Source organism: Chryseobacterium oleae, assembly GCF_900115055.1.
Taxonomy (GTDB): Bacteria; Bacteroidota; Bacteroidia; order Flavobacteriales; family Weeksellaceae; genus Chryseobacterium; species Chryseobacterium oleae.
Window position 1 is genome coordinate 57,367 of sequence record NZ_FOVD01000012.1, and the last position, 11,655, is coordinate 69,021.

Annotated in this window: 10 protein-coding genes; 8 read left to right on the forward strand and 2 right to left on the reverse strand. The window is 36.6% G+C overall.

Annotation, left to right across the window (positions count from 1 at the left end):
* Positions 1-222 precede the first annotated feature (222 nt).
* Positions 223-543, reverse strand: coding sequence for a helix-turn-helix domain-containing protein (locus BM143_RS23570; RefSeq protein WP_090027816.1), 321 nt, complete (start codon positions 541-543; stop codon positions 223-225).
* 14 nt (positions 544-557) lie between these two features.
* On the reverse strand, positions 558-992 hold the full coding sequence (locus tag BM143_RS23575) for a helix-turn-helix domain-containing protein (protein ID WP_090027819.1): 435 nt from the start codon (positions 990-992) through the stop codon (positions 558-560).
* 538 nt (positions 993-1,530) lie between these two features.
* Between BM143_RS23575 and BM143_RS23580 the strand changes: the two genes are divergently transcribed.
* The 8 genes from BM143_RS23580 (at position 1,531) to BM143_RS23615 (ending at position 11,341) form a co-directional block, all read left to right on the forward strand.
* The gene (locus BM143_RS23580; protein WP_090027821.1) at positions 1,531-3,132 is read left to right on the forward strand and encodes an AraC family transcriptional regulator; all 1,602 of its coding nucleotides are present in this window, start codon (positions 1,531-1,533) and stop codon (positions 3,130-3,132) included.
* A gap of 187 nt (positions 3,133-3,319) precedes the next feature.
* Positions 3,320-5,164, forward strand: a complete 1,845-nt coding sequence (locus tag BM143_RS23585) for a chloride channel protein (protein WP_090027822.1) — start codon at positions 3,320-3,322, stop codon at positions 5,162-5,164.
* Positions 5,165-5,359: 195 nt separating this feature from the next.
* Positions 5,360-6,226 carry a sigma-70 family RNA polymerase sigma factor gene (locus BM143_RS23590; protein WP_002979276.1) on the forward strand — a complete coding sequence of 289 codons (867 nt, stop codon included), beginning with the start codon at positions 5,360-5,362 and terminating at the stop codon, positions 6,224-6,226.
* A 65-nt stretch (positions 6,227-6,291) separates the two neighbouring features.
* Complete coding sequence (locus BM143_RS23595) at positions 6,292-6,723, forward strand: hypothetical protein (protein ID WP_139222112.1); 432 nt, start codon at positions 6,292-6,294, stop codon at positions 6,721-6,723.
* Positions 6,724-6,782: 59 nt separating this feature from the next.
* Entirely contained in the window at positions 6,783-7,382 is a 600-nt protein-coding gene (locus BM143_RS23600) for a hypothetical protein (protein ID WP_090027826.1), read from the forward strand.
* The gene (locus BM143_RS23605; protein ID WP_090027827.1) at positions 7,382-7,888 is read left to right on the forward strand and encodes a GNAT family N-acetyltransferase; all 507 of its coding nucleotides are present in this window, start codon (positions 7,382-7,384) and stop codon (positions 7,886-7,888) included. The genes BM143_RS23600 and BM143_RS23605 overlap by 1 nt, the downstream gene beginning before the upstream one ends.
* Positions 7,889-7,898: 10 nt before the next feature.
* Positions 7,899-9,017, forward strand: a complete 1,119-nt coding sequence (locus BM143_RS23610) for an FAD-dependent monooxygenase (RefSeq protein WP_090027829.1) — start codon at positions 7,899-7,901, stop codon at positions 9,015-9,017.
* A 284-nt stretch (positions 9,018-9,301) separates the two neighbouring features.
* Positions 9,302-11,341, forward strand: a complete 2,040-nt coding sequence (locus BM143_RS23615; RefSeq protein ID WP_090027831.1) for a S9 family peptidase — start codon at positions 9,302-9,304, stop codon at positions 11,339-11,341.
* Positions 11,342-11,655: the final 314 nt, after the last annotated feature.

Genomic DNA, 11,655 nt, shown 5'->3' on the forward strand with positions numbered 1-11,655 from the left:
CTTATTGTATGGAATTTACTGGTTTTTAATTGATTGATTAACTGTTGAATTCCAAACCACAAAGTAAAGTAATCTTTTTGAAATTATTTTTAAAATTGGAAATTAAAATTATATCATGAATACAAAATTTGATAAATTATTTCAGAACCGGAAATATCCGGTGTGATATATTCAGAAAAAATCACATTAACTAAAAGAAGTAATCTATTATTTTAAAGGATTTTATACAAACTTCTTCTTCCATTTTGCAATGGTATTTCTGCTCAGTTTAAAATGTTGAGCCAGCTGAGAATTGTTCCAGTTTTGCTTTTTCTGATAATCCAGTATTTCAAGAATCGACTGCTGATCGAAAGAACGATGCTTCTGATTAAAATTAAACGTGCTCTTATCTTCTCTGTCGTCAAGAATACTGTTACATTGGATGACATCGAGTACGGAGAAATTCTTTTTGGAAAGTATGATTTTAAAATCCTCTTTTTTCTCAGGATATTTTTCGTTGACGAGATCTGTATAAATTCTTTTGTAATCGGGGATGTTTTTCATCGTGTGCTATGTTTTTATTTTTCTATCAGGTTGTATTTATGAAGCCATTTGTAGAGGGTGCTTTTGGGAATTTTATATTCAGTCATCACTTTCGATTTGGTCATCTCTCCTTTTCTGATCTTGTCCAGTATAAATTCAATAATTTCCTTGTTATATAAGCTTTTCCGGAAAACAGGAAGTGAATCCGGTAATTTCCTTTTTTGTACATAATCCATGGAAGATTGGGGAGAATAAAGAATCAGATGTTGGGAATAAAGCCTGAAAAAGTCATATTCCAGCAGTTTGGCCCATCGCAGAAGCAATTCCGTATCCAGGGATGAAGACTGGTACATGTTAAGGACTTCATTTTCGGATGTGTTTAAAAATTTACAGATGCGGCTCATTTCTATGCCGTTTTCAGCAACTCTGTCTTTGATCATTGATCCAATATTAAGATTTTTCAGATCCATATTTTTTTACTATTTGTGTTTAAATATTTGAGGATTAAATTTTTATTCTTTGACTTGAATAAAATGAAGACTGCATAAAGGAAAAGCAATAGGACAAAATCCCTAATTGAGGAGATTAGAAATCCTGACCGTATTATTGCTTTTCATACTTGTGTTTTAGAATTTCCAGCCTGATTTTGTATCTGATATAGTACAGCATGTAAGATCCTGGTACAAGATTATATGTTTATCTGGAGATATAAAAGAAGATCCTGTAGTAAATTCTGAATAACTCACCATCATTCAGCAAGCTTTTCAAAAGATGTAATCTCACCATTTAAAAAAGATTTTCTGAATCTGGAAGGAATATTTCTGAAATAAGTGGACTTTTCAGGCAGTTTCCAACAAGTAAGTTTTATAACCTGAAATTTGAATTTAAACAATTTACAATCAATGTATTAAAAATTTTAATCAATACTATTAATTCTGAAAACATTACACTTATATTAGGTTTAAATTATTAATATTGTACTTAATTTGCTCTTTCAAAAAGCACACAATGAAAACCACCGTTTTACTTCTCTTCTGTTTGGTCTTTGGGCTCTATCAGGCTCAGTTCAATTCTGAATTTCCTACAAACGCTCAAGTTGACATAGAAATTACCCGGGCTGAAGAACTGGCTAAAAACAATCCCATCCAATCCATAAAACTGGCGAACGAGATCTACCGTATTTCCAAAAAAACAGATTATAGAAAAGGAATGCTGGAAAGCATCACCATCCTTATGGCCAGGTATTTTGATGCCGGAAATCACAAAAAAGTAATCGACCTGAGCACAGAAGCAGAAAAACAAGCCCTTGAAGCAAAAGATGATGCAAAACTGGCTAATATTTACCGTTTAAGAGCCAATTCCTATACAGAATTAGGCTTTAATAATGAAAGTATCGTAGAATTCAGAAAAGCTTTAACAATTGCTGAACAAATAACGTCTGCTGATAAAAAGAATTATTTGAAATCTTTAATCTACACGGGCATTGGATCGCATTCGGCTCATGTGAATGCACCGTTGGATTCGGTGATCTATTATCAGAAAAAAGCTTTGGAAAGTGCTGTTCATATGGGAAACACTAAAGATTTTATGGACAGAAAATACCACCTCCTCGCCCTGTGTCATATGAATTTGGGGATGACCAGCGTAGCTTCCAACCGGATAAAAGATGCAGAAAATTATTTTGGAAAAGCTTTGGAAATTGCTCAGAATAAAACATATCCCGTCTCTAAAAACCTCGAAGTCACCATCCTGAACGAATATGCCTGGTTATATCATGATCAGAAAAAATACAGTCAGGCCGTTTATTACGCAGAAAAGGCCGAGCAACTAGAGAAAGCCATAAAGATTCCTTATATCCGAAGAGATATTTATGAGGTTTATTTCAAATCCTATGTGGAACTGGGAAATAAAGATGCTTCAAAAAAATACATGAACCTGTACACCAAGCTTAATGACAGCCTCGTCAATGAAGAAAAAAAGACGATCAATACCCCTGTAAAAAAGATATTGGATGAACAGGGAAAAACGCATTCCGGGGATATTCAGAAAATTTTGATGCTCAGCCTTGGGTGTATCGTGATTCTGTTTACCGGTGGACTGCTTTTATGGAAGAGAAATCAGAAAAAACTGCATGACAGCTACGCTGCCGTTATTCAAAACCTGAAAAATGCCCATGAACAAGCTCCTGCAGAAACCATACAGCAGGAAATATCTTCAGAGAAAAGCATTAATATCACCGATGAAACCGTGAAAATGATTCTGACTAAGCTTGAAAAATTTGAAAAATCTCAAAAGTTCATCAAGAAAGACCTGAGTCTCACTTCGCTGGCCAATGATCTGAATACCAACACAAGATATCTTTCTGAAATCATTAAACTGTATAAAGAAAACAATTACAACAACTACATCAATGGTCTCCGGATCGGTTATATCACCAATAAACTTTATGAAAACCCAATTTACAGGGAATACAAAATCAGTTATCTGGCGGAAGCCTGCGGGTTTTCATCAAGGGAAGTTTTTGCGGTGATCTTTAAAAAGGAAACCGGAGTAAGTCCCTCCTACTTCATCAACAACCTGAGAAAAGACAGTCTGGAACCGGTATCTTAATGTCTTGTGATTTTGACTAATTCAAAACCTGTTAAAAATTAAGAAGAAAAAATTAAAATCAAGCAATAAACTGTTTATTAGTTGCTTAAGTAGATACATTGTTGTTTCAGGCCTGTTTTAGCCAAAATTTTTATAAAGATATTTCATAAATTTACAGAACCATTACGGTTTTAAAATTGGTTCCCAGGTGAAAATTCACAATAAAAAAAAGTATTTAAGCTTTCTAAAATTTAAACGAGACTTTCAGGAGTACGGACTTGAAAAGGCGCGCAGCTACGAGCTGATCCTGCATTGGCTGAATAACAGACTCAGCAGAAATCAGTTTCTGGTGCTTTCCGGAATCCTTGTGGGCTGTACTGCCGGTTTGGCCGGAGTGATTCTGAAAACACTTGTTCACACCATTCACAATTTTATTACCCATATTCATTTTGAGTATCAGATTCTGTTTTATATTGTTTTTCCTTTTTTAGGAATTGTACTGACTACAGCGATCGTGATTACTATTTTTAAAGGTCAGGACAGAAAAGGAATTGGTGCTATTTTGTATGAAATTGCCCAAAATTCAAGCATCGTGGCTTCTGTAAAAATGTATTCGCAGGTCATTCAGAGTGCAGTGACGGTTGGTCTCGGAGGTTCTGCCGGATTGGAAAGCCCTATTGCAGTTACCGGTGCGGCTATCGGTTCCAATTATGCACAAACCTACAGACTCAGTTATAAGGAACGTACACTTTTATTGGCTGCAGGCGCTACGGCGGGAATTGCTTCAGCATTCAATGCTCCTATTGCAGGAATTATGTTTGCCTTTGAAATTCTTCTTACGGGCGTGGTTTTTACAGACTTTATTCCTTTGGTGGTAGCAGCGGTCTGCGGAAGTCTTTTGTCAAGGGTTCTTCTTCAGGAAGATATCCTTTTCAGATTTTATGCAAGAGAAGCCTTTAATTATAAAAATGTTCCTTACTATCTTATTCTGGGCATTGTAACCGGATTGTATGCACGTTATTTTGTGGTGATTTCCCAAAAAGTCGAGCATTTTATCAAAGGGTTGAAACTTTCCAGAATGCGTAAGGCGATGTTCGGAGGTTTGGTGCTGTCGTTGTTGTGTGTTCTTTTTCCGCCATTATTCGGGGAAGGATATGAAACGGTAAAAGAATTTACCAACGGAAGTACCCATTCTATTATCAGAAACAGCTTCTTCAGATATTTTGAGATCGGCGACTGGACTATTATTATATTTTTGGTGCTGGTATGTCTTTTAAAAGCTTTTGCAACATCATTTACAATATTCAGCGGAGGGAATGGCGGTAATTTTGCACCATCTCTTTTTGCAGGAGGTACCGTTGGGTATTTGTTTGCATTGGTATGTCAGCATATCGGTTTTACAGATGTTCCGGTAACGAATCTTGTGCTGGTAGGAATGGCCGGAGCGATGAGCGGTGTACTGTATGCCCCACTCACAGCCATATTCCTGATTGCCGAATCCAGTTTTGGATATGATCTTTTTATTCCGTTAATGATTGTTTCGATCATATCTTACCTTATCGCCAAATGGTTCTCTCCGATTTCTCCGGAGTTAAAATCTCTGGCCGACCAGGGGAAAATATTCACCAACAAACATGATAAGAACCTTCTTTTTGCTTTAAGAACGGAGGATTTTATCGATAAATATTCAGAAACAATTAATGAAAATGCTTCAGTCAATGATTTATTTGAACTGGTAAAAAACGGGAATAAAAATATTTTCGCTGCAACAGATGAAGCCGGAAAACTGAAAGGAATTCTCACTTTGGATGACATCCGTCCGTATCTTTTTAACAAAGAAATAGACAATCTTCAAATTGTATCTCAGATTATGAAAGCTCCTCCGGCAGTTATTTACCGTGAAAACCAGCCTTTGGAAATTCTCCAGATCTTTGATGATACCGGCGTCTGGAACCTTCCTGTAACCAGTGAAAACAATGATTTTATAGGATTTATTTCAAAATCATCTATCCTGATGAGCTACAGACAGCTTTTGAAAGAGTATTCGGAGTAAGATTAAGGTAAGGTTGGAAAATTGAAAATCAGGACCTAAATTTATATGATCCCGTCTGATATCTGACATCTGATGTCTGATATCTCACATCTAGCCTCTAAAACCTATAATTTAAAAAATAATTAAAACTGGTGTAACCTTTTTACCACTTCATACGTATAATATATAGTAACTCTTTTTTGAGGATAAAAATAGATGAGACAATTAAAAATCACTAAGCAGGTTACCAACAGGGAAACTGCTTCATTAGACAAGTATTTGCAGGAAATTGGTAAAGTGGAACTGATCACTGCGGACGAAGAAGTAGAATTGGCACAAAGAATACGTGCGGGCGACAGAGCAGCACTGGAGAAATTAATCAAAGCCAACCTTCGTTTCGTAGTTTCCGTATCTAAACAATACCAAAATCAAGGTCTTTCTTTACCCGATTTGATCAATGAAGGTAACTTAGGATTGATGAAAGCAGCAAAAAGGTACGATGAAACTAGAGGTTTCAAATTTATCTCTTATGCGGTATGGTGGATTCGCCAGTCAATTTTACAGGCATTAGCTGAGCAGTCAAGAATTGTAAGGCTTCCGTTGAATAAAATCGGCTCCATCAACAAAATTAATAAGGCATACGCTCACCTTGAGCAGGAAAATGAAAGACCACCTTCTCCGGAAGAATTGGCTGAAGTTCTTGACATGAGCGAGGAAGATATTAAAGAATCTATGAAAAACTCCGGAAGACACCTGTCTATGGATGCACCTTTAGTAGAAGGTGAAGATTCTAATCTTTATGATGTATTGCGTTCAGGAGAATCTCCGAGCCCGGACAAAGATTTGATGCTTGAATCTCTTCAGATTGAGATCGAAAGAGCATTGAATACCCTGACTCCAAGAGAGGCTGATCTGGTAAGATTATACTTCGGACTGAACGGGAAACACCCGATGACTTTAGAAGAAATCGGTGAAACTTTCGATCTTACAAGAGAGAGAGTACGTCAGATTAAAGAAAAAGCAATTAAGAGACTAAAACATAATACCAGAAGCAAGATCCTGAAATCTTATCTAGGTAAATAATTTTTAGCGTAAAAACAATGTATGCGGAGTCTGTTTTCAGGCTCCGTTTTTTTATTTTTGTATGTATGAATACAGATATATCTTTTTTCATCGGAGGAATCATTTTAGCTTTTGTCTTAATCAATCTACTGCTCTATTTTTATCACAGACATAGACGGGTTATTTTTTTTAAATACATACATGACAGAGACTATACACTTGTAGAAAATATTGAAACCAATATAGAAAGCTATTCCAAGATGAGCTCTAAACTCACCTACTTTAAGGCAAAGGTTGTTTTCTTAGATGACGAAATCTTTATTATTCATTTCAACGGCCCTATTCTACAGCTAAGCAGCAGTCCGGAAATTTTCCCATCCGTTTTTCCAAGGTTTATAACTTCCCGTAAAGAAATACACAATGATATCCTAAAAATAACAGGTGATACAGCCATAGGAAATTTTAAAATCTCTTTAAATTTTAAAAATAAAAATATTGATTTGCATTCAGTTATATAAGTGATGTAACAATTTTTAGACTATCTTCAACTAATAAGGAACACTAAATCAAAAAAATTATGAAAAAAATACTTTTCGCTTCCGCTTTGGCTTTATCCATGCTTTCCTGTAAAGAAAATAAATCCGGAAATACTCCGGTGGTGGAAAATGCTGTTGATAACGCAGAATCATCCGTTTCAGGTTCTTTGAAAAGTTACCGAAAGGATAATATGATCGATAAAATTTATTTCGAACTGATGAAAAATGATAAAAACCTGAAAGCTTTGGACGACAGGCTGACTCATTTGTTTGAAGAAAACGGAAAAGTACTTGGAATTTATGGAGAAACACTTCATACCTCAGAATCTTTTTATGCTGATGCCTATCTGCAAGCCAGTACTGTTAAGGATTCTCTTCTAAAACAGCAGCTGGAAAAAGAGATCAAAATAAACGCCGACGGTTACAATCAAAAAATAAGCAAAGTAAAAGAACTGATCGCAAAAGTGAATAAAAATGGTGATGACATCAATAATCTGTACACCGCCTTTAAGATCAGAAAAACACTTCCTGAAATTGGAAAATACCAGAATGCACATCCCATGAAAACGGATAGCCTGGAAAACTTTATCAAAAAACAAAATCAACTTCTTGACGAACTGAAAAAAATTGAAATAAAATAATGAACTACACCACAAAATGGCTTAACGATACTACACGAACTGAAGAACTCGTTGATTTTTTTATCGCACACAAAACAGATTCCTATATCTCCCACGGTGAGATTATTTCCGGACGGGCTCTGGATTCAAATCATTGGAACCCTGATCTCAAAAACATACTGACAGCGCAGTTTAATTCTGGTTTTGATGCGGATCATACTTCCAGATTAAGTATTCTTGTAGCTGAAAACGAGAAAGGAAAAATCATCGGAATGCTGGTATTCAATATAATCCATGGTTTTAAAAACTATGTGGTGTTGGAAGATATGCTTTTAGATCAATCTATGAGAGGGCAATCGCTTGGAAGTACACTGCTGAAAAAGGCTGTGGAAGAGTCTAAAAACTGGAACATCAGTTTTATGATGCTGGAAAGCGGTCTTGATAACACCGGAGCACATCATTTTTTCAATAAATACGGGTTTAAAAAAGTCTCTGAGAATTATATTTTAACCTTTCAGCAAGATTAAACTGATCCTCATGAACAGCATTTCAATCATAGGAGCCGGAATCGGCGGACTGACTCTGGGAAATATTCTGAAACAACAACAGCTCGACTTTAACCTTTATGAATCTGCCCCGGAAATAAAACCTGTAGGCGCCGGAATCATGATGGCCGTTAATGCCATGCAGATCTTTGACAAACTAGGTTTAAAAGAAAAAATTGAAAACGCCGGCAATAAGGTCCATGGAATTTCTATAACGGATGAATCTTTAAAACCGATCACCAAAACCAATATAGCTGTACTGGAAAAAAAATACAGTTCCTGTAATGTCGCGATTCACAGAGCAGAGCTCCAGAAAATTTTGGCAGACAATATTGGCTATGAAAAAATTCAACTCAATCATTCTTTACGCAAAATAGAGAAAAAGGAAAATTACATTTTACATTTTGAAAACGGAATCCAGACGGAAAGCGAAATTGTCTTTGGTGCAGACGGCATTAAATCTAACATCCGGAACCAGATTCTGCAAACCGGAAGTATCAGAAACGCAGGCCAAAAATGCTGGCGCGGACTCGTAGAATTAGACTTGCCAGAACAGTTTAACCAGGAAGCCATTGAAATGTGGGGAAAAGGAAAACGTTTCGGGTTTGTAAAAATTTCTGAGAAAAAAGTCTATTGGTATGCTTTGGTCAATGAACGAAAACATAAGCGCTACAACACGCTTTCGGAAAATTTCAGAGGATTTCATCCCCTGATTTTACATATTCTGGATGCCACTTTAAGAGAAAATATGATCCTTAACGACATTACTGACCTGTCTCCTATTCCTTCCTGGCATTCGGATAACCTGTGTCTGATCGGAGATGCTGCTCACGCCACCACTCCCAATATGGGTCAGGGCGCCTGCCAGGCTATTGAAGATGCTTATATCATCGGGAAATTATTGGAAAACAGCCGGGATTTTAACAAGATCTTTGAGGAATTTCAGAAGATCAGGAGAAAAAAAGTAGATTATGTCGTAGAAACAAGCTGGAAAATCGGAAAAATTTCGCAGTGGGAAAAAGGAAATGCATTGCGTAATTTTTTTATGCGGTTAATTCCGGAAAGCACGCATCAAAAGCTGGCTGAAAAGATCATCCGGCTGGAAATGTGATGTATAAGGGATTTTAGTATTACCATGAACTTCAGTTTTAATAATTCGAATTTTATTTTTTAGAATTATACCCTTGTACCTCTGTCAAATGGGTACTTACAGGCATCCAATTTTAAAATAACTAAAAATAAAAACAACCGCAACATTGTTGCTTTTGTTAAAAATAATAAATAAATACATTATTTAAATTAATAATATTCAATTACTTAACCAAGCGGTATGTTTTTTTTCAGCTTTAAAAATGGAGCATTATTTTTCTTATATTTAAGTACAAAAAATGAAAAATGAAAAAAATATTCTATTTACTCATCTTAATGATAGGACTACAGACTACACACGCACAGGAAGTTCCATTACTGGACAGAGAACTATTTTATGGAAATCCTGAAATTTCCGGCGGTCAGCTGAGCCCGGATGGAAAATGGATCTCATTCATGAAGCAATATGAAGGGATCATGAATATCTGGGTAAAAAAGGTGGATGAACCTTTTGATAAAGCACACCCGTTGACTGATAGCAAACGTCCGTTGGCCGGATACTTCTGGTCGGAAAACGGGAAGTACATCTTGTATGTAAAAGACAACAACGGGGACGAGAATATGAATATTTTTGCCGTAGATCCTACCGCAAATGTGAATAAAGGCGTTCCTGAATCAAGAAATCTGACACCACTTAAAGAAGTCACCGCTCAGATTCAAATGGTGAGCAGAAAAGATCCTGACCTGATGATCGTTGGACTGAATAACCGTGACAAAGCATGGCATGACCTGTATTCATTGAAAATTTCTACCGGTGAACTGAAAAAGATATATGAAAACAAGGACCGCATCACAGGGTATGACTTTGATTGGGATGAAAAGCTTAGAGTCTTGTCTAAAACAGACGAAAAAGGAACCACTCAGTTCCTGTACAAAGAAGGCGATAAGCTGACCCCAATTTATGAAACACTGGTAACGGAAGGTGCCTATATCGCCAGCTGGAATGAAGATAATTCAAAATTCTACTTAGTAACCGATAAAGGTGACCTGGATAAATCCACATTGTTTCTAATGGATCCTAAAACCAAACAAACAACGAAAATAGAAAGTGATCCGAAAGGGAAAGTGGATTTCGGAGGACTATCTATGGACAGGAATACAAGAAAAATGATTTCAACTTCGTATACCGGAGATAAGACTGAAAAATACTGGAAAGACAAAACATGGGAGTCTAACTATAAATTCCTGCAAAGTAAATTCCCTGGAAGAGAAGTTGATTTCTCAAGCTCAACAAAAGATTATTCTAAATTTTTAATCACCGTTTGGGGTGATAAATATGCATCTGAAGCTTATTTTTTCGATGCCAAAACCAAAGAGCTGGTATTTCAATATACACCAAGACCCCAATTAAAAAAAGTGGAAAAGTACCTGGCTTCTATGACTCCTGTTACTTATAAAAGCAGCGATGGACTGGAAATACCAGGATACCTTACCATCCCTACAGGATCTACAGGAAAAAACCTGCCAGTAGTGATTTTGGTACATGGAGGGCCAAAAGGACCAAGAGATGGCTGGGGATATAACTCAACCGTCCAATTTTTAGCCAACAGAGGTTATGCCGTACTGCAACCCAACTTCAGAGCAAGCGGAGGTTATGGTAAAAAATTTCAAAACGGTGGAGATTTACAATGGGGGAAACTTATGCAAGATGACATTACCTGGGGTGTAAAATACCTTATCGACAATGGAATCGCTGACAAAAATAAAGTAGTCATTATGGGTGGAAGCTACGGGGGTTATGCAACACTGGCCGGTTTGGCTTTCACGCCTGATCTTTATGCCGGAGGAGTAGACATCGTGGGGCCAAGTAATATTTTCACACTCATGGAATCTATTCCTGCTTATTGGGAAGCTGCCCGTGCCTCTTTATACGGAATGGTAGGTGATCCAAGAACAGAAGAAGGTAAGAAACGGATTAAGGAAGCAAGTCCACTGTTTAGCGTAGATAAAATTGTAAAACCTTTATTAATTATTCAGGGAGCCAATGATCCAAGAGTAAAACAGGCTGAGGCTGACCAAATTGTGATCGCTCTTCGTGAAAAAGGAAAAAAAGTAAATTATATCCTGGCAGATGATGAAGGACACGGATTCAGAAAACCGGTTAATAATATGGCAATGTATGCAGAAACGGAAAAGTTCCTTTCAGAAGTAATCGGAGGAAGATATCAGAAAGAGATGCCTGAAGCGGTAGCCAAACGTTTAAAGGAAATGACGGTTGATATCAAAAATGTAACCTACAAACCCGCTGAAAAATCAAAAGAAGCCGCACCGAAAGCGTCGAAATAAAATAGAGATTACTGATTATTCAGTGGCTCAACAAAGAAAGCCGGTTCATGATTAAAATGAGCCGGCTTTTTGTTTTTTTAAACACAAATGACACGAATGGGTTCACAAATAACACGATCCAATAACCTGAATTCTGGGTGAGAAAATTTAAATTATAGGAAGCAGAAAGAATAACGACGGGTGTCGGTAATTTCATTCTTGATCCTTGTGATAAGTTTGTTATTAGGATAACGCTCTTAAAAAAGTTAAAATATCTTTGGAATATTAATCATTGGAAAAAGCAATAGGAAAAAGATAGAAACCTTGTTGGTACT

Excerpts from the sequence above, each read along its gene's own strand:
- BM143_RS23570 (WP_090027816.1), bottom strand. The coding sequence starts at position 543 with ATGAAAAACATCCCCGATTACAAAAGAATTTATACAGATCTCGTCAAC.
- BM143_RS23610 (WP_090027829.1), top strand. The coding sequence starts at position 7,899 with ATGAACAGCATTTCAATCATAGGAGCCGGAATCGGCGGACTGACTCTG.
- BM143_RS23580 (WP_090027821.1), top strand. The coding sequence starts at position 1,531 with ATGAAAACCACCGTTTTACTTCTCTTCTGTTTGGTCTTTGGGCTCTAT.
- BM143_RS23605 (WP_090027827.1), top strand. The coding sequence starts at position 7,382 with ATGAACTACACCACAAAATGGCTTAACGATACTACACGAACTGAAGAA.
- BM143_RS23575 (WP_090027819.1), bottom strand. The coding sequence starts at position 992 with ATGGATCTGAAAAATCTTAATATTGGATCAATGATCAAAGACAGAGTT.
- BM143_RS23590 (WP_002979276.1), top strand. The coding sequence starts at position 5,360 with ATGAGACAATTAAAAATCACTAAGCAGGTTACCAACAGGGAAACTGCT.
- BM143_RS23615 (WP_090027831.1), top strand. The coding sequence starts at position 9,302 with ATGAAAAAAATATTCTATTTACTCATCTTAATGATAGGACTACAGACT.
- BM143_RS23595 (WP_139222112.1), top strand. The coding sequence starts at position 6,292 with ATGAATACAGATATATCTTTTTTCATCGGAGGAATCATTTTAGCTTTT.
- BM143_RS23600 (WP_090027826.1), top strand. The coding sequence starts at position 6,783 with ATGAAAAAAATACTTTTCGCTTCCGCTTTGGCTTTATCCATGCTTTCC.